Source organism: Bradyrhizobium vignae (assembly GCF_900324035.1).
GTDB lineage: Bacteria > Pseudomonadota > Alphaproteobacteria > Rhizobiales > Xanthobacteraceae > Bradyrhizobium > Bradyrhizobium vignae.
Window position 1 is genome coordinate 6,381,296 of record NZ_LS398110.1, and the last position, 17,214, is coordinate 6,398,509.

Annotated in this window: 16 protein-coding genes; 8 read left to right on the plus strand and 8 right to left on the minus strand. The window is 58.7% G+C overall.

Going from position 1 to position 17,214, the window contains the following annotated elements; genetic code table 11:
- The first annotated feature begins 33 nt into the window (after positions 1–33).
- Genes BRAD3257_RS39885 through BRAD3257_RS30940 form a run of 3 tightly spaced genes read left to right on the plus strand, consistent with a single transcriptional unit; the run spans position 34 to position 3,226 of the window.
- Complete coding sequence (locus tag BRAD3257_RS39885; RefSeq protein WP_160118880.1) at positions 34–1,323, plus strand: polysaccharide biosynthesis protein; 1,290 nt, start codon at positions 34–36, stop codon at positions 1,321–1,323.
- Positions 1,320–2,375 (plus strand): glycosyltransferase family 2 protein, encoded by a 1,056-nt coding sequence (locus tag BRAD3257_RS42330; RefSeq protein ID WP_430648803.1) that lies wholly within the window; start codon positions 1,320–1,322, stop codon positions 2,373–2,375. The genes BRAD3257_RS39885 and BRAD3257_RS42330 overlap by 4 nt, the downstream gene beginning before the upstream one ends.
- On the plus strand, positions 2,369–3,226 hold the full coding sequence (locus tag BRAD3257_RS30940) for a family 16 glycosylhydrolase (protein WP_488225962.1): 858 nt from the start codon (positions 2,369–2,371) through the stop codon (positions 3,224–3,226). The genes BRAD3257_RS42330 and BRAD3257_RS30940 overlap by 7 nt, the downstream gene beginning before the upstream one ends.
- Before the next feature lie 55 nt (positions 3,227–3,281).
- On the opposite strand, the gene BRAD3257_RS30945 is transcribed toward BRAD3257_RS30940, so the two are convergent.
- The gene (locus BRAD3257_RS30945) at positions 3,282–4,478 is read right to left on the minus strand and encodes a glycosyltransferase (protein WP_347338408.1); all 1,197 of its coding nucleotides are present in this window, start codon (positions 4,476–4,478) and stop codon (positions 3,282–3,284) included.
- 318 nt (positions 4,479–4,796) lie between these two features.
- On the opposite strand from BRAD3257_RS30945, the gene BRAD3257_RS30950 reads away from it, so the two are divergent.
- On the plus strand, positions 4,797–5,891 hold the full coding sequence (locus BRAD3257_RS30950) for an O-antigen ligase family protein (RefSeq protein ID WP_160118882.1): 1,095 nt from the start codon (positions 4,797–4,799) through the stop codon (positions 5,889–5,891).
- Positions 5,892–6,275: 384 nt separating this feature from the next.
- Here BRAD3257_RS30950 and BRAD3257_RS30955 read toward each other — a convergent pair whose 3' ends face one another.
- Complete coding sequence (locus BRAD3257_RS30955; RefSeq protein ID WP_145987048.1) at positions 6,276–7,082, minus strand: hypothetical protein; 807 nt, start codon at positions 7,080–7,082, stop codon at positions 6,276–6,278.
- On the minus strand, positions 7,030–9,291 hold the full coding sequence (locus tag BRAD3257_RS30960; protein WP_122405037.1) for a polysaccharide biosynthesis tyrosine autokinase: 2,262 nt from the start codon (positions 9,289–9,291) through the stop codon (positions 7,030–7,032). Before BRAD3257_RS30960 ends, BRAD3257_RS30955 begins: the two co-directional genes overlap by 53 nt.
- A gap of 82 nt (positions 9,292–9,373) precedes the next feature.
- On the opposite strand from BRAD3257_RS30960, the gene BRAD3257_RS39400 reads away from it, so the two are divergent.
- Complete coding sequence (locus tag BRAD3257_RS39400) at positions 9,374–9,523, plus strand: hypothetical protein (protein ID WP_160118883.1); 150 nt, start codon at positions 9,374–9,376, stop codon at positions 9,521–9,523.
- 33 nt (positions 9,524–9,556) lie between these two features.
- Here BRAD3257_RS39400 and BRAD3257_RS30965 read toward each other — a convergent pair whose 3' ends face one another.
- From BRAD3257_RS30965 to BRAD3257_RS30980, 4 genes are all read right to left on the minus strand, one after another.
- Positions 9,557–10,183, minus strand: coding sequence for a hypothetical protein (locus BRAD3257_RS30965; RefSeq protein ID WP_122405038.1), 627 nt, complete (start codon positions 10,181–10,183; stop codon positions 9,557–9,559).
- Positions 10,184–10,318: 135 nt separating this feature from the next.
- Positions 10,319–11,800, minus strand: coding sequence for an O-antigen ligase family protein (locus BRAD3257_RS30970; RefSeq protein ID WP_122406850.1), 1,482 nt, complete (start codon positions 11,798–11,800; stop codon positions 10,319–10,321).
- A gap of 48 nt (positions 11,801–11,848) precedes the next feature.
- Positions 11,849–12,430 (minus strand): hypothetical protein, encoded by a 582-nt coding sequence (locus BRAD3257_RS30975; protein WP_244607756.1) that lies wholly within the window; start codon positions 12,428–12,430, stop codon positions 11,849–11,851.
- Between the two features lie 174 nt (positions 12,431–12,604).
- Positions 12,605–13,807 (minus strand): polysaccharide biosynthesis/export family protein, encoded by a 1,203-nt coding sequence (locus tag BRAD3257_RS30980; protein ID WP_122405039.1) that lies wholly within the window; start codon positions 13,805–13,807, stop codon positions 12,605–12,607.
- Positions 13,808–14,084: 277 nt separating this feature from the next.
- Here BRAD3257_RS30980 and BRAD3257_RS30985 point away from each other — a divergent pair, with 277 nt between their 5' ends.
- The 3 genes from BRAD3257_RS30985 (at position 14,085) to BRAD3257_RS30995 (ending at position 16,410) form a co-directional block, all read left to right on the plus strand.
- Positions 14,085–14,654: a hypothetical protein gene (locus tag BRAD3257_RS30985; RefSeq protein ID WP_244607757.1), complete on the plus strand. Its 570-nt coding sequence runs from the start codon at positions 14,085–14,087 to the stop codon at positions 14,652–14,654.
- A 76-nt stretch (positions 14,655–14,730) separates the two neighbouring features.
- The gene (locus BRAD3257_RS30990) at positions 14,731–15,006 is read left to right on the plus strand and encodes a hypothetical protein (RefSeq protein WP_122405040.1); all 276 of its coding nucleotides are present in this window, start codon (positions 14,731–14,733) and stop codon (positions 15,004–15,006) included.
- A gap of 258 nt (positions 15,007–15,264) precedes the next feature.
- Entirely contained in the window at positions 15,265–16,410 is a 1,146-nt protein-coding gene (locus tag BRAD3257_RS30995) for a hypothetical protein (protein WP_244607758.1), read from the plus strand.
- Between the two features lie 11 nt (positions 16,411–16,421).
- Here the strand turns inward: BRAD3257_RS30995 and BRAD3257_RS31000 are convergent, their stop codons facing one another.
- A complete protein-coding gene (locus tag BRAD3257_RS31000; RefSeq protein ID WP_122405041.1) occupies positions 16,422–17,048 on the minus strand; it encodes a transglutaminase-like cysteine peptidase in 627 nt (208 codons plus the stop codon).
- Between the last annotated feature and the right edge of the window lie 166 nt (positions 17,049–17,214).

Sequence of the window (17,214 nt, forward strand, 5' to 3'; positions counted from 1 at the left end):
GGAGGGAAGCATCCATTTCGACGTTGTTCTTTCATGCGCGCGCTGACACAACATTTCGCTGATCTCAAGAAGCTACGGCAGTGGGGGACCTTCCTTTCTGGATCGGTCTTGTCGCAGGGGCTCGCAGCTTTGACAGGCCTTTTGATCGTTCGGTGGATGACACTGGAGGATTATGCGATTTACACGATAACCACAGTGGTGCTCGGCACCATAACACTGCTAACAAAAGGCGGAACACATCTTGGATTTGCAGCAATCGTGGGCCGGACTTGGCCCGATCGGATGCATGCGGCTTCAGCTCTCGATGCAGCACTTCGACAGCGCCGACTCATTTCAGCTGTCATTTTACCTGTTCTGACTCCCATTGCAGTTTGGTTGCTAGTCAGAAACGGAGCCCGAGGCAGTGTCATAGCCACCCTGCTTTGCCTGCTTACCATCTATTGGTTTGCCGACATGCGGACGCGATTGGTTGACCAGATTTTATTCTTTGCTGGACGTGCATCACGAACACAAGTGCTAGACACCGCTCTCTCCGCAATCAGACTGACTCTGGTATCAGGCCTTCATCATCTCGGAGTGCTTGGAGCCACAACTGCGATGGCCGCGGCAGCCGGCGTGGCTCTGATACGGGTTCCGTTCATTGAGCGATGGACCCTGAGAGAGACGCCATTCAAGACAGCTATCAAGAATGACGCCTACTTTTCTGAAATCCGAAAGATCACGATTCGGCAGTTTCCACTCGAAGTCTTTTCCTGCGTTCAGGCACAGTTGATATTTCTCGTTATCGCTTGGATCGGCTTGCCGACGCAGACAGCAGAATTTGGAGCGTTGAGTAGAATTACGCAGCTACTATTGCCAGTCCAGGCTTTCATCCAAGCGTTCGCCATTCCGAGCTTTAGCAGGACTAAGCAACACGTCGGTCTGGCGCTATGTCGATGGATCTTGATCGGATTGCTACCTAGCGCAGCACTTCTCCTTTCGAGCTTGATCGCTCCCAGCGCATTCCTTTGGCTGATCGGGCCGCAGTACGGCGCTTTAAAAAGCGAACTTGTGATCTGTGCTCTCGGCGTCGCCGCTAACAGCGTGGGCTCCATAGCTCTCCAGTTGATCGGGCACCGTGGTTGGAACATTTGGGCATGGCTGCAGATCCCCACAACACTGGCTTGGTGCCTGATCGGACTGACCGTGTTCGATTTCAGCAAGATCACAGGCGTTCTCTGGCTCCAAGTTGGATTTGCTCTCGGCCCATTGTCTGCCTTCGCAGGAGACATCCTCGCCGCTCACAGGAGAGGCGAATTTTCGACCCAGGCACCTGTCAAATGAATAGGTCTCAAGTGAAAGCAATCACGTTCTCAGTAGTTATTCCGACCTTTCGCCGCTTGGACGCGCTAAAGGACTGTCTCAACGGTATCAAGAGAATGGATGAACAGCCGGTGCAGATAGTTATCGTCTATCGGCCAATCGAAGACACCGAAACCGCTAGATGGATCGATAACGAGTCCACAAGGCAACCGAACTGGTCGCTTGTACCCATCGGAGTTCCTGGCCAAGTCGCAGCTTTAAACGCCGGAGTCGGAGCTGCAACGGGAGATGTCGTGGTAGTGCTTGACGACGATGCCGTCCCGCGGCCTGACTGGATATCGAAAATTCTCGCTCATTTCGAGAATCCACTCGTGGGCGCCGCGGGAGGACGCGACCTCATGCATATCGGAGGCGAGTGCATTACGAAGCCTGAGCTCTCAAAGGTCGGCCATCGCGACTTTTGGGGAAATATTATTGGCCAACATCATCTCGTGGTAGGTTCGGCTCGCGAGGTCGAAGTCGTCAAGGGATGTAATTGGGCGATCCGAAGAAGTGCTATAGGCACACTGCGCTTTGACGAACGACTTCCCGGTCATGGCGCTCAACCATCGAATGATTACTGGTACTGCTTGAACCTCCGGCGGATGGGTTGGAAAATTATACTCGATCCGACGGCAATCGTTGATCACTATCCTGGATGGAAGCCCGACTATCGCGCCGACAAGTGGAGTTACCTAAAATGTCGCGATTGGACAGCAAGCAACAGTGCCAGTCGACTCGCATTTGCTTCGTGGCATCTGAAAGCTAGGTATGTGCTCTACTCAATTTTCGTTGGGCACCGTCACTGCCCAGGATTGTTCTTCTTGTTGCATAGCTTGGTTCGACGTCCTCGGAGTCTTTTCGATCAGCTTGCGGGAGGTTGGACCGGCTTTTTTATCGGCTGGCACCTCTCAAAAGAGTTTGGCCTACGACCTCCGGGCTTCGCCCACGCCCCCCCTAACCGAAACTTACGGCTTAATCCCAGCTCGATCGATAAGAGGGAAGGATTACGAAATGGAGGTCAAACTTGCTAACGAGGAGATCCATTGCGGCAGGTTTCCTTGCGCTACCGTTTTCAAGGACGGAGATCGCGCGAGCTAGCGAGTTTCTGAGAAGCGGCTCTCTTGGAGAACTGCCAGATCGAAGGACTGACGCCCTCCCTCTTTCGGACCAGTCGAACGCCGGAAATTGGCAGAGGCTGGATTCGCATAGCGATGAGTTTGATGGGAATGACCTGGATCATTCCAAATGGTTGCCGAGGGACTCATGGAACGGCATGAAACCATCATTCTTCTCTTCAGATAATGTTTCAGTGAATGGGGGATGCTTGAATATCACCTGCCAACTTCGAGACCCACCGTCGAGCCTTGCAAGCGCCGGCTACGGTAAATGGTCGACAGCTATCGTCAAAAGCGTCACACCGGTACTCTATGGATACTTTGAGGTTCGGGCTAAAGCGATGCGCTCAGCTGCACTTAGTTCGTTCTGGTTCTACAAGAAATACCCGACAGAGCAGGATGAAATTGACGTCTTCGAACTTTGCAAAGACAAACGGAACATCGTGAACAACTATCATATGACGCTCCATGTATATCAACTGCCAGGGTACACAGCGGATCAGATTTCTGAAGCATACTGGCGTGCTCCTTTTGACTTTGCAGACGACTTTCATGTCTTTGGCTTGAATTGGGCTGCTGATAAAATTGAATTCTTTGTCGACGGAGTTTTGGTTCGACGCTCCGAGAACCGCCTGTGGCACAGGCCGATGCATATGGTCTTCGACAGCGAGGTACACGAAAAAGGTTGCGGCATACCCGATGACGCATCGATGCCGTCCACCTACAAAATAGATTATGCGCGATCTTGGCAGGCAACGAACGGTTGAGATCAGCAATACGCGCGATTACTGCGACTTAGAAAAATATCGATATCGGATGCAGCTACTGTTTACCCACTGTATCTGCAGCAAGCTTCTCGAAAGCTTCGACATTCTTCTCAATGTTGAAGTATTGCTCGAAGCAGTTTCGGGCATTTAGTTTCATCTGTTGCCGCTCTTCGGGTGCCAAGTTTAGAAACTTGCTAAGCGCCGAGGTCGTTCCCTCTAGGGAATTTTCCTCAATAAATCCCGCGCCAGCCGCCTCGACTTCTCGCCAGATATTCACCTTATTTGAAAGTAGAACCGGCGTGCCGCAGCCTAGGGCCTCAGCAACTACTATGCCGAAATTTTCGCTATGGGATGGCAACGCAAACGCCTCAGCACAGTTGAACGCACCCCATTTTGCCTCTCCAGTAAGCATGCCCGGAAAATGTACTCGTTCGGCAATCCCGCAATCGGCTGCCAGCTTTCTTAGCCCATCAATCATGCCAGACGGATCCGGTCCCGCGATAACTATATCCGTGCCACTATGCTCAGATGCGAGTTTCGAGAACGCTTCGATTAATAGATCACAACCCTTCTTTGGATGAATCCGGCTTAGAAAAAGAAGAAATGATCTCGCCTTCAACTGCGGCACCGTTGCTCGGAATGATCCTTCTTGAGCCGCAGTAACTGGAGGAGGAGACGACGTCCCGTATCCGATAACTCGCTTATTGTACTCAAAGCCCCAGAACATCGTGCTCGCGAGTTCACGCTCCTCTTGCGTTGTAAAGAGAACTGCATTTGCGCGCGACAAAAGCCGCCCTTCGCTGAAGAGCCAGAAGCACTGCTTTAGAGCGTGCTTAGCTCTGAAATTGTCGCGAAACCAGGGATCCAGCATTCCGTGAGTGAAAACAAAGTACGGCACGCCAGAACCGGGAAGCACTCGAGAGGCAGCAAAGGTAGAAAAATTCCACAAGCCGTTCACTACTACACAATCGTATTCGCCCACGTGGCTCTTTAGCCAAGGTATTAATTTGCCAGTGACCCCATAGCGCCTAAGAAATTTGCTCCAGTCCTGGCCAGTCTTGTAAGACCCTAACGCGTACGTCTTGATCGGAAAGTTGTGCAGGAACTCCGCGTCGGGTGGATCAAGCGAGACAATCTCTCGCTCTATCCAGCGAGAGACTCGATCCTGCTGTATGATGCCCTCAACTGGACCGCCATAGGCGGGATCAACGCTAGCTATAATATGAAGAACTCTTATCTTTCGACTAAACATGCGTGTATAACTTTACAAGGACTGCGATGGCGTAGGCTCGTAAGAGATCAGCGCAATGCTACCGGATCCCGCTAAGGCCTTTCTCGGATGATACAGTTTTCATCTCCCGTCGTTCAAGCCCAGACATCTGTCCTGACTACAAAGACAATAGTATGGTTTGGGCTATTCACTATTCTCCCTGTGGCTTACTTTCTCTATTGGCCGTCAGTTTACGTTTTCTATGGAGCGGCACTACTCGGAGCAGCCTGTCAATGCGCCGCAAGGGCTAAGCTTCCGCGTATAAATCTGCCTTTGGTCGTGGGCGTAAAACTCGCATTGATGACCGCCCTTTTCTTTTTTTACTCGGACAGTGCCGGCAACATCCTGAACATCGGGGGCGTGATCTTCGTGGAGGCATTTGCCCTTTGGTTCATGACCGATGCTGTAGCCGAGAGCAGCAGATCTAGATTTTTTAAGACGCTGGCGCGCCTCGCGGCACTGAACATCCTTTTCTACTTCGTGATATCCGTCGCGTTAGCGCGCTTCATGTCGATACAAAATCCCATTGAAGATTTCCTGGCGGGAGAACGCGTTCGACTGCTTGCTTTCCAAACAGGACACAGCATCCTGATAGATCTAGCCTTCATTTCTATGGCGATCGCGGTTTCGAACATAGCCAGACTAGGATTGCTTGAAACGATATCGATCACTACGATATCGATCGTTTCAATTTTTCTCGCCAAATCGGCTGGCGGTTATCTCGTTTTGATATCTATTGGCTTCGCATTTGCAATCGAGATCATAGAGGTAAATAAATTCATCAGAGCTTTGCTATATGTTCCGTTTTTCTTGGCGATTTCGGTTTTTTTTCTACAACCGGATTTGTTGACTGATGCGATTTTCTACGTAAGGACTGAACTGCAGGGCGTAAGTGTTTCGCAGTACCAAAATGGCGACCTGTCCGCTGGGCGCGCGCTCCTCAATGACATGTTGACTAAGGTGATACTCGAAAACCCATGGACAGGCGTCGGACATGACGATCCTGTCATCCAGTATGGCACCAATATCTATTCAGGCCTTGGGCTAAGTGAACGGAAAACCGCGACCACTGAGAGCGGCCTTCGCAACGCGGCGCAATACGGCATACCTTACTTCTGTTGCGTCGTCGCGTTCATCCTGCAACCCCTATTGATCGCGTTCCAAAGTCGGGAACGAGACGTTCGGATATTCTGTCAAGCTCTTTCGTTCGGATTACTAACCCTTCTAGCTGTGAATTCACAATTCGAAGTTCCACACGAGCCGCAGCACTTCATTTACTTTTCCCTACTTGCGCTCGCCGTGCAATTTGGTCTCAAGCGTCATTCTGCCGTGCGCAAAAAACGTAAGACCACGAACTTCGCTCGATCAGCTATTGTTGAGCAACAGAATACCTGAAGGCTGTGATTTTGGTCATGCTACCGAGGATGGTGTCTACTCGCTTGTAGCCATTCACCACAAATCCGTTGCACTTATCAGAGCCATAGTAGCAAACCTTGACCTTAATTGTTCGTGGACAATTGTTCTTGACGCTGACGACGTGATCCACAACGTCAGGACTGACGGTATGAGGCCGCGCAGCGGCTTCGATGTCCAAGCAAGGGCGATTGAGCGCATCTCGAACTATTTGGCCTCCAGATAATTCGCCGGGGCCCTGCAGCGTGAATGTCGGCTTTGCAGATTGTACTTGAGCGCTGACGTTTCCGGCGAACAGCCCTGCGCTCGCTAGCATGCTAATCAGCATCCAAACATATCTCGCGAGATTCAACCGACCAAATGTTCTTACCATGGCCTCTCTTCAACCTGGATACCGGGAATAGACACTTTGATACCATCATTTGACAAGCGCTTCCTGAGCGCTTGCTTGGGCGCTAAATCTATACCAGCCAAGCCGGCCAGTAGACGTTCTCTGTGAGGCCATCCCACGCTAGTCAAGGTTAGTTCGGCCTCAGCGATGAAGTCCGAGTCTACCGTGTTGGCGAATTCGGAAATCACGGTACCTTGTACAGGGCCGGGTAGAATGGCGAAGACGGCGAGCGCCAGCGGATTACGCCGAAGCGCGACCCAGCCCTCGTTCGGACCCATCACATACGAATGCTCAAGGAAGCTGGCGTTCCTAAGATCAAAGCCAGTGCGCGTCGTCGTTACTGAATAAAGCATCAACCAGAGAAATGAATCATTTGGATTTGCGAGGAGCGCAGCTTTGATTTTGTCTTCAGCACTATCCATTCCACGATCGATCCGCTCTAAGCTATTCCGCTGCATTGTCTCTTCGACGGCTCGCAGCGTTATCAACGCCTCAGCCTGCGAGAATTCTGGTTGCAAGAGAGCAGGCCGTTCAACGGCCTTCAGCCACACCAACATCTCCGTTATCGCGCCCGTCTTGAACCGGTCATCTGCAGCAATGTGAGCAGAAAGCTCATGAGCCGGCTTCATGAGCCAGAATGATGGGATCGCAGATGACGACCAGAGCGCGCCGAGGCTGCCGCAGAGCAACAGGAACGAGCGCAGAAGTGCTGTTTGCGCTACGCGATCGCTATTCCACATACCCATATCGCGCATAATATTTTTGATAGTAGTAGCGACCATGATAGGATTCGTAGCGGGCTAGTGCCTTGGTATCGGCTTTATTCAGGACGACACCGAGCAGCTTGTCCTGGATCTCGGGTGAGCCGCGGAGATTGTGCGAAACGACGTCAATCTTGGTCCTGCCCCACTCCACCACGAATACGTAGGAATCGACAAAGGACGAGGTGACGCGGACGTCGACCACCGGCGCCATCGGCGGCATATCCAGCACGACATAGTCGAATTTCGAGCGCAGTTCGGTGACCAGCGCATGCATCGCCTTGGAAGCGAGGATCTCGTTCGTGTGCAGTAGCTTCGAGGTGGTGCCCGCCGGCAAGATCGAGAGCTTGGTTTCGGAATCGACGACCAGCGCATCCTCAAGACGGACCTTCTGCGCGACCACGTCGACCAGGCCAATCTTCGCATCAGGCACCAGCGCGCGTGACAATGACGGGTTGCGCAGGTCAGCATCGACCAGGATGACGCGTGCGCCGCCATGCGCCATTAACTGAGCGAGGTTGGTCGAGAGCGTGCTTTTGCCCTCGTTCGGCAGGGTCGAGGTGGTCGCCAGAACGCGATTCTCACGCACGATCGCATTGAGGTCCACCGCCACCTTCACCGAGCGCACTGCTTCCGAGAAGCGCGACAGCGGGTTGTCAACCACATAGCGCAGCAGATCTGGCTCGGGGTTGTCCTTTTTCGCGCGCTTGCCAAGCAGCACCTTCTCGCTGAGCGCACCGGCCGCGCCGCCGAGCACCGGCAGGATCGCGATGCAGTTCGCTCCCAGGACGTCCTCGACCTGGCCGGTGGTGCGAAACACCTTGTCGGTGAGCTCGCGCGCCATCGCCGCGCCGAATGCCAGGAGGAATCCGCCGAACAGGCTCGCCGCCAGGATGATCAACGTCTTCGGGTAGCTCTTCTTCAGCGGCATGGTGGCGGCGCTGATCACCCGCGCCTCGGTGATCGGAAACGACTGCTGCTGCACCGATTCCATGTAACGCTGCAAGAAGTTGTCGTACATCGCCTGGTAGGACTGCGCGTTGCTCTCAAGCTCGCGCAGCTGAACTTGGGCCTGATTGGTGAGCTGCGATTCCGAGACGACGTTGGCGAGGCTCGACTTGATCGCCTCCTCGCGGGTCACTGCGATATCGTAATCGCTCTTGTAGGATTGCTGGATGCGCCCCAGCTCGTCCTGGATATTCTTCTTGATCTCCGCCATCTGCCTCCGCAGGTTGACGGCGGCCAAATGATCCGGGCCGTACTTCATCGACCAGATCGATTCCTTCGAGGCCATGTCGACATATTGGCCGCGCAGTTTGACGATGGTATCGTTCTTGAGCGCGTCGGCGACGTTGGCGTCCGGCACATCCTGCTTCTGGATCTCGTTCATGCGGTCAAGCCGCGCCTTGGCCTCGGCGGTAGCCGCATGCGCCAGGATCAGCTGGCTGTTGACCTCGGCGAGTTGCTGCTCGTTCATCAGCCGGCCGCCGGTGTCGACGATGTTATTGGCAGTCTTGAAATCGACCACCGCCTTCTGCGCGGCTGAGGCCTGGGTACGCAGCTCCTTGATACGGTCCTGCAGCCAGACGCTGGCTCGGCGGGTCGCCTGGTACTTCGCCTCGAGTTGATCGACGATATAGGCGTCCGCGATCGAGTTGGCGATCTTTGCAGCTTTGGCCGGATCTTTTGACGTGAACCCGATCTCCATCACATAGGTGAGACCGAGACGCTTGATGGTGCGATTTTTCTCGAAGCGCTCCAGCGCCTTGCGGGTGAGTTCAAATTCGGATTGAGCATGCCCATCGGAGAACAGGTCGCCGATAAAACCGACGACCGAGCCGAGCAGGCCGCCGCCAGAGCCGGTGAATTCGGGATCGTCGATCAGGTGCAGGTCACGGATGACCGCAAGACTGATGTTCTCGGATTTCAGAATCTCGACCTGGGTTTCCACCGTCGCGGAATCGACGGCAATGTCGCCGAGCACCGATTGCTGCTGGAACAGCTGCACCTTGCGGGTGTCGATCACCATCGAGGCGGTGGAGGTGAATTGCGGCGCGGCGGTGAAGAGATAGAGCAGCGCCACGATCACGCAGGCCGAGACGATCGCGACCATGGTCGGGAACTGGCGGCGGACGATCTCGAGATAGGAGGTCAGCGTCTGCGACGCAGAGCCGTCGGCCTCGGGGAAATCACGGTTGATCTCCGAGGTCGGCTTATTCACCCGCAACATCCAGCAATTCCTGAAAATGGATCGATGTGTCGATTAAGGATTGACGTTCGCCAAAAGCCCGTTTGCGCCCGGAGCAAACCCGATGCCAAAACCCGCCCTGCGCGCAACACTAGCACAAGCCTGCCTGCAATTGAACGCGGTCGATGCAGTGCAGCGCGCGCTTCACCCGACTTTTTGCAGGAAGCTTAACGGCGCAAAAGCAAAGCGGCGCCCGCTGGCGCCGCTGCCGTGAGATGTCATGTCCGGCCGGAACGACCGGTTTCGATCAACGTCGTGGGCTGGTGGACTGATTGACAGTGGTGCCGCCGACCGAGCCGCTGCCGGTACCTGAGCCGCTCGTCGCATAATGCAGGCCGCCGAACGAAGAGGCGCCGCCGCCATTGCCGCCGAAGGCAAAGCCGCCGGTGCCGGTCGGGCCGCCCGCGCCGGTGCCGCCGCCGCCCGCGCCGCCGCCGGTCGCGGCGATCGCGACGTCGCCGGTCGCGGCCTGGTAGGCGGCGATCACGTCGGGGTTGCCGGTGCCGGCGATCGCGGTCTGGATCTCATTGGCGAACGCCGCATCGCTCTGCGCGGCCATGCGGGCGACCTGGGCGAGGCCGCCGACGATCGCGCGCATCTGGTCCTTGGTGGTCGCGGGATCCTTCAGCAGCGCGATCAGGCCGGGAAGCGTGGTCGGATCGGAGGCGCCGAGATCGCGCACGCGCGAGATCAGCTGCGGGCCGCCGGTCGGATATTGCTGCAGCAGGCTGGCGGGGGACGCCTTGAAGTCGGAAATGACGGTGGCCGGCAGCTGGCGCTGCGGCGGGTAAACGGCGGCGCTGGCGGCCGCCTGAAGCGTCGCGGCCAAGGCCGCGGCGGCAGCCATGCGAAGCGCGATTCTGATAACGCTCATAAATCAACCTCCAAAAAAATCAGCTGCCCCGATTGTCGGCCTCGGCCCGGGCTGTGCAATGCAGGAACCTATCCGAAGAGACATGGGCTGTCCACTTATTCTAAAGACTTCGTAAACGGCGCAACTGCTTCAAATCTAGACACTTTTATGAAGCTCGGGCAGCGCGCGCGGGGCCGGAGGCGCGGTTGCGATACGGCCCTCGCCTCGCCGCCTGGTGGCGCCCACGTCCGGTTGAGAACGGCCCTCCTGAGTGCGGAAGGATTGCGCCAGGCCCGCGCCGAAAAGCGCAAAGAACGGAATGCCGTAGCCGGGCACCTGGAGCGTGAAGTCCAGGCACGAGTGCAAGAGCGAGAGCGTCGCGGTGGCCGCCGCGGCCAGCGGGATGATGGCATCGCGCCGGCGTCCGAACACGCCCTTGGCCAATACGAGCAGCATGATGGCCCAGGCGAGCGCCACCAGCAGCGCCATGGGAATGCCTACCTCGGAGGCAAGCTCCAGCGGCGTCGAATGCGCGGCATCCCAGACGCCGCGAATCGAGATGTTGGGGCTGCGATAGGGTGGGAAGGCCCATTGGAAGGTGCCCATGCCGGTGCCGAACCACGGATTGTCGGCGATGATTCGCAGCGTCGACTTCCAGGCCTCGACGCGGCCCTCGTCGACCAGGCCCTGGCTGTCGAAGCGGCTGGAGACGCGGCCGCCGAGCAGCTGCAGGAGGCCGAGCGCGACGGCAAGCCCAGAGCCCAGCGAGATCCAGATGCCGGTGCGCGACGGCAGGTCTTTCCTGAGCAAGACCGTGAACGCGACGATCATCGCGAGCAGCGACAGGCCGACGCCGGCGCGCGATCCGGTCATGAACATCGCCATCAGGCAGATCAAGAGGCAGGTGAGTTGCGGCAGGATTTCTTTCGGCGGGATCGCGCGCAGGTCGAGCGACAAACGACGCCATTCGATATGCCGCTCCGGCAGGCGGCGGCGGACGTCCTCCAGGATCAGCAGCATCCAGATCACCGCGCACGAGCCGAAATAGGCCGCCGCCGTGTTGCGGTTGATGAAGGTGCCGGTGACGCTGCCGAGATAGGCCGTCTTGTCCCGCCACAGGATCATGGTGGGCTCGATCAGGAACGAGAGCACGCCGTAGAGCGCGTAGGCCGCGCCGGAGATCGCGATCACCCACAGCAAGCGGCGCGCGCGCATCCGATCGGCGCCGACGGTGATGCCGAGCACGATGGCGAGGATGTTGGCAAGCGGCGCGCCGAGCGCGAAAAAGGCCTCGTTCTTCACGATCGACGCGGACGGGGCGATCGGCACGCCGAGCAGATCCGAGGCCTGCTTCCAGATCGGCTGGAATGGCGCGAGGAAGGGATGATCGGACAGCTGCTCGTGCAGCACGAACGCGTAAGCGGCGACGATCAAGGCGATGCCGGCGAGCAGCCCTAGATGCGGCGCCCGCAGATCGCGCGTCGGCGCGAAGATCACCGCGATTCCGAGACACAGGCACCAGAACGCGATCGACAGATCATTGGTCGAGCCGAACGGAAACGGCGCGCCGGCCACCACGAAGAACAGGATGAAGGTCGCGGGCAAGCTCCATGACCAGCGAATCCTGGACCAGCTCATGTTGGGAAGCCAAAGGCGCATCGTCGTTCTTGCGAGCTTTGCTTGAGCTTAGAGGAAGCAATCGATCGGATAGATCTTCAGATCGACGTTGAGGCGGCTGTTCCGGCTCTGCGCCCGGAATGCATAGAATACCCCAAAGCCATCATTCCCCTTATCGAGTTTTATGCCGGGGGTTAATTCGTCGGGCGGGACCAGAAGGCCGATGTGCCGGTTGATCGCGGAAATCTCGATCCGCCCCTCGCCTTCGGCAAAATGCCCGCCGAGCTGGGTCACGGTGACCTTGGGCAAGCCGCGGCGCTGATGGCAGACGTCCTCCTCCCAGAGCTTGGTCTGTTGCACCAACGGCTTGCCCGGGCCGTCAGGCACGACGAGATCCGGGAAGGACGGGCGCAGCATGCCGAAGAATTTGCTCTCGTTGGAGTTCGCCGAGAGGCGGACGGTAAAGGACAGCTCGCCCTTGGCTCCCTTGAGGCGCGACAAGATCGGAGCATCGGGCTCGGCAAGGACCGTCACGTCGATGCGGTGGCGGACGCCCAGCTCTGCGGCAGCGCCCAGAGCCGTCCCGACCGGTGCAAGCCCGAGCGCGAGTGGGACCAAAGCCAGAAGACGGCAAAATGTTCGAAAGCGCATGAAGCCCCTTGTCATGCTGCGGGATGACCGATGACCCGCGCGCCGTGCTCACTGGCGTCTTGATCCAAATCCCGAACGCATAGCCGCAGCAGAACCGCTTCGATTGCTAAACGAAAATGGCACCGGGACAAAGCCCCGGTGCCATCGATCGTGGTGGATCAGGTTGGCCCCGTGTTACGGCGCCAGCTTGACGTTGTTGCGGAAGATCAGGGCGTCGTTGGCGAGGTTCACGGCATCGCTGCCGGTCGCCATGATCACACGCAGGTAGTTCAGGAACTTGGCAACTTCGACGTTGCGCGAGTTCGAGACGTAGATGATGTCGCCGTTCTTCATCATGACCTTGGTGGCCAGGAAGAAGCCGCCGGGATCGCGGAAGTTCACGTTGAAGATGACCGGGATCGTCTCCGAGGTGTACTTGCTCACGTCGATGCCGAGCTGGGCCGCAACCTCGCGCGGCTCGCGGCGATAGAGATACACCGCAGCGGGATCGGCCTGACCATCCAACAGACCGCCGGCCTTGCCGACGGCTTCGCCGAGGTTGATGCGCCAGGCATCGAAGTTGAACTCGCCGCTCTGGCCGCTGGCGCCGAACGCAAGGAACTTCTGCTGCTCACGATAGACGTAGATGCTGTCGTCGGGGCGCACATAGACGTTGTTCTCAGGCGCCATCACGAGATTTTCGAACGGCACGGTCGCCCGCTTGCCGCCACGCTCCAGCATGACCCAGGTCTCGAAGCCCTGGCCCTTGATGCCGCCGGCGCGGGTGATCGCGTCGAGCACGCGATCCTTGGCACCCGCCGCGCTCGCCGGATAACGCGCCGGCGAGTTGACTTCGCCGAGCACGCTGATGAGCTGGGTGCGCTGCGAGGACATCGCCACGACCGCCTGCGGCTCGATCGCGCGGTTGCCGATCTTCTCGATGATCGCGCGCTGGATCTCCACCGCCGTGCGGCCCGCAGCCTTGATCTGGCCGGCATAGGGCACGGTGATGAAGCCGTCGTTGTCGACTGACTGATCCGGGATCGTCACATAGTTACCCGGACGGACGCCGGCTTCCGCCGGGATGAACAGACCGCCTGCCGCAGCTTCGAAGATGGTGACGCTGACGACGTCGCCGATGCCGAACACGATGCTGGCCGGCGGACGGCGGTCGGTGAACACACCGGCGAGCCCCTTGGGCTCATGGGTGTGCAGGATCTTCACGGTAGCCGGATTGAGCGGCACCAGCTCGTAGGCCGGCGCGTTTTCGGTCTGGATCTTGTTGTTGACGTCGTCGGTCAGAGGACCCGAGCCGGGATTGGTCGAGCAGGCCCCGAGCGCTAAAGCAGCCGCCAGAAACGCCGGCTTGAAGAAATATGATTTGGCAAAGGAATGCATGAATCGCGCCCCAGGAGACCCCAATTACCCCCGATTGGTACGGCGGTGCGGGCGGTGCGACAAGGGTTCCCTAGTGGTTAACGGTGCGATCGGTCGACCACTGTTGCGTGTGGGCCACTCTTTGGGGCTTGGTTTAACCCTTTGTGACCATTTGTTGTATTTCGTGTGCCCGGTTCGAGAGCAAATCGCCCCAGTCGAGGGCTCAGTGTGTCGAGCGCGAGACTTCCTGACCGCTCGGTACCTTTGCTGAGTCTGGGGCTAAGGATAGGAACTCCCCGTGTCTGACCTCCTCCCGATAGTGCTGTTGGCGGGTTCCCTCCTTGGCACCGCCGATCGTCCCTGGGGCCCTGTTGTCCCCTGCCCTGGCAGTGCGGCCTCCTGTCGCGGCGCGCCCGTTGTTGCCGTCGCCACCCCCGCGTCCTCTTCCGTCTGGAAATTCACCCGGACGCAAGGGACCAAGGATGGCGAGAGCTTCGCCGCGATCATGAAGACGGCGGACACGACCCAATCCGACCCGGACTTCGCGGGCCTGATCGTCCGCTGCGCACCGAAGGGCAAGATCGACGTGCTGGTGGCCTTGATCCGGCCCTTCCCGCCCCGGAGCCACCCCAAGGTCACGATCGCCGCGAGCGGCGGCGGCACGCTGACGTTCGAAGCCAGCATGGCGGCCGCAGGCGCTGCCGTGCTGCTGCCCGACGAGGTCTCCGCCCTTGCCGCCGGCAAGTGGCAGACGACGCCCTCGCTGTCCGTGGTCGTGAGGGAGAGCAACAGCGAGATCAAGGGTACGGTAGCCCTGAACGGGCTGCGGGAGGCGTACAATTCGCTGCAGGCAAATTGCAGCCAATAGGCCGAATTTAGCCATACAACTTAAGGGTCTTTTTAGGGTGGGGAACCTAGGGTCCGGAGCACGGAGAGTGTTTCGGATGACCGCGTTTTTGATTTTCAGCTTTTTGGTGGGTGCGGTGCTGGGCCAACGCTTTCGGGTCCTGGTGCTGCTGCCGTTGACCTTCGTCATGGTGCTCGCGGCCGTCCCGGTCGGCCTGCTGGCCGATCTCACGGCGCTCGAGAGCCTCAAAAGCGTGGTGTTCGCAGCCATCTCCCTGCAGGGCGGCTATCTCTTCGGGTCAGGCGCACGCTTTGGCCTAGCTGCTGCGCGCGCCGGCCGCGTGCTCCCCCGACCCGTCAAAACTCTGCGCTGATGACGCCGCGCTGAAGCTTTCGCGCGCGAATGGCTGGAGCCGAGCTGTTCGCCTGGGCAGACCTTCGCTTGAAAACCCATCGCTCGCTTGTATGGTGACCTGACCGTTTCAGGATTCCGCATCGAGCGCCGTTTGTCCCTCGCTTATTTTGCCCTCATCGTTTCCATCGTTTCCGCTTCCGCTCTCGAAATCGCCGGCGCCAAAATCGGTGTACAGCTGGGGACGATGGCCGCAGCGCTAAGCTTGCTGGCCGCCGCCATGAGCACGCGAAAGGCCGATTACGAGCACTACGTCCGCGCGACGTCCTGGGGCCGCTGGATTCTGCTCGCCGTTCCGCTGTGCATCGCGGGCCAGCTCGCCCCGCTTCCGCTGAGCTTTGCGCACCCCATCTGGGCCAGCGCTCACGACGTGCTCGGCGGCCTGTCGCTCGGGCCGATCACGGCCGATATCGGCCTGACGGTGAACGCGCTGCTGCTGGCGCTTGCTGCGGTCTCGTTGCTCAGCGTCGCGATCCTGGTGGTCCGTAACCGCGGCCGTGCCGAGCTGGTCCTGTTCGTGCTGAGCGGACTAACCGCAGTCTCCGCCTTGATGTTGGACCTGCATCGGGTCTCGCCGGTGCTTGCCGGAGCCGCGCCCCATGACCTCACGACGACCCTGGCCGGCCTCGGCTTCATGCTCAATCTGGCGGTCATGCAGCTCGCAGCTGAACGGGCGGAGACCCATCACTCGCTGCTTCGCTCGGTCGCGATCGGCCTCTGCGGTCTCGTCGGGGCCTTGGTCAGCGCCGCCGCGATCTTGGGGTTTTCAGGCACGAACAGCGCGATTGCAGCGGGCTTTGGCGTCGTGGTGATCCTGCTGATCCTCGTCATCCGCAGGCTGGACCTGTCGCCATTGGCCGCGAGCGCATTGTCGCTGGCAGCCCTGATCGGCGCATCGATCGTGCTGACCTTCCTGTTCGAGAAGAGCTCCGGACCGATCCTCCTGCGGCTCGTCCCGGAGATGGGGACCGAGACCAAGGCCGTCCTCGAGCGCATGCTGGCCGATACACGCTGGCTCGGCGCCGGCGCCGGGACCTTTGCTGCGATGGGCAGGATCTATCAGAGCGATGCCGGCGCGGTTTTGACCGCACCCTCGGCGGCCACTTCCGTCTTTGCGGGGACGGGATGGATCGGCCTCGCTGCCATGATCGCGGTGAGCCTGATCGCCTTGGTCCGCCTGTTCTTCGGTGCCCTGCAGCGCGGACGCGACTCGTTCTTTCCGGCGGCAGCCGCCGCTTGTGTTCTCTTCGCGCTCGTCCAGAGCTTCGCTGGGCCCGGATTGCTGCACCCGGCAGCAATCCTGTGTCTTTCCGCGATCGTGGGATTGGGACTCTCGCAGAGCGTCAGCCAATCCTCATCACGATAGAGCGCGGGTGATCAGACCGCGCGATCGCCGAGCGAGGCCCAGTAGTTCGGGTTCTTGGGCGACTGGATGCGGACCCAGCGATATGGCTTCTTCGACCAGGGCATGATGTGGCCGGAGAGATTGTCCAGCACGAGATCGCCGGAGAAGGTGCGCACCACGACCACGAGATGATGCTCGCCCCAGGTGGTCACGACTTCGCTCAGCAGCACCGATCGGGCCGGAAAGCCCTTGGCGATCAAATCGTGGCGTTTTGTCACAGCATAGTCGTTGCAATCGCCGCTCGCCGGATGCAGCAGCCACTTCTCGCCGCGCAACCCTTCCAGGTTGGGCTCGGGACGGATCGTAGCATTGACCCGCTGGTTGACCTCTTGCATCTGCGCCATGCGCTCGGCCGTGAGCTTCAGGCGTCCGCCCCGGAAGACGATCTGCTGCGGCCGCGGCTTGCACTCGTCCTTGTACTTCAGGCAGAAGATTGTGAACGCCATCGGCGCCAGCGTCGGCTGGTCGAACTTGATGTACTGGATGGCACCGCGCAGCCCCATGGGCGCGCCGACAAAGGCGGCCTCCGCGCTCCGCTGCACCCCCACGGCAACGACGATGGCGGCGGCAGCCGCCAGGAACTTTACAACTTTGCGCATGTCGCGCTCCCCGTTCTTGTTGGGGAGACGCTACGCGAGACGTCTTGAAATACGGCTCAAAGGCCGCGCAATGCTTGAATCAAAATGCGGGCCCGTTGGTCAGAGACAATTAAGAATACCGATGCGTGACTTGTTCTGCTAAGAGCGGGCACGACGTTCTGCTCGT

What these genes read in the sequence shown, in the direction of transcription:
- BRAD3257_RS39885 (WP_160118880.1), top strand. Translation starts at nt 34, where the DNA reads ATGCGCGCGCTGACACAACATTTCGCTGATCTCAAGAAGCTACGGCAG.
- BRAD3257_RS30990 (WP_122405040.1), top strand. Translation starts at nt 14,731, where the DNA reads ATGACCGCGTTTTTGATTTTCAGCTTTTTGGTGGGTGCGGTGCTGGGC.
- BRAD3257_RS30975 (WP_244607756.1), bottom strand. Translation starts at nt 12,430, where the DNA reads ATGCGCTTTCGAACATTTTGCCGTCTTCTGGCTTTGGTCCCACTCGCG.
- BRAD3257_RS30950 (WP_160118882.1), top strand. Translation starts at nt 4,797, where the DNA reads ATGACCGCCCTTTTCTTTTTTTACTCGGACAGTGCCGGCAACATCCTG.
- BRAD3257_RS30995 (WP_244607758.1), top strand. Translation starts at nt 15,265, where the DNA reads ATGAGCACGCGAAAGGCCGATTACGAGCACTACGTCCGCGCGACGTCC.
- BRAD3257_RS31000 (WP_122405041.1), bottom strand. Translation starts at nt 17,048, where the DNA reads ATGCGCAAAGTTGTAAAGTTCCTGGCGGCTGCCGCCGCCATCGTCGTT.
- BRAD3257_RS39400 (WP_160118883.1), top strand. Translation starts at nt 9,374, where the DNA reads ATGCCAAAACCCGCCCTGCGCGCAACACTAGCACAAGCCTGCCTGCAA.
- BRAD3257_RS30960 (WP_122405037.1), bottom strand. Translation starts at nt 9,291, where the DNA reads ATGTTGCGGGTGAATAAGCCGACCTCGGAGATCAACCGTGATTTCCCC.
- BRAD3257_RS30970 (WP_122406850.1), bottom strand. Translation starts at nt 11,800, where the DNA reads ATGAGCTGGTCCAGGATTCGCTGGTCATGGAGCTTGCCCGCGACCTTC.
- BRAD3257_RS30945 (WP_347338408.1), bottom strand. Translation starts at nt 4,478, where the DNA reads ATGTTTAGTCGAAAGATAAGAGTTCTTCATATTATAGCTAGCGTTGAT.
- BRAD3257_RS42330 (WP_430648803.1), top strand. Translation starts at nt 1,320, where the DNA reads ATGAATAGGTCTCAAGTGAAAGCAATCACGTTCTCAGTAGTTATTCCG.
- BRAD3257_RS30965 (WP_122405038.1), bottom strand. Translation starts at nt 10,183, where the DNA reads ATGAGCGTTATCAGAATCGCGCTTCGCATGGCTGCCGCCGCGGCCTTG.
- BRAD3257_RS30980 (WP_122405039.1), bottom strand. Translation starts at nt 13,807, where the DNA reads ATGCATTCCTTTGCCAAATCATATTTCTTCAAGCCGGCGTTTCTGGCG.
- BRAD3257_RS30955 (WP_145987048.1), bottom strand. Translation starts at nt 7,082, where the DNA reads ATGGTCGCTACTACTATCAAAAATATTATGCGCGATATGGGTATGTGG.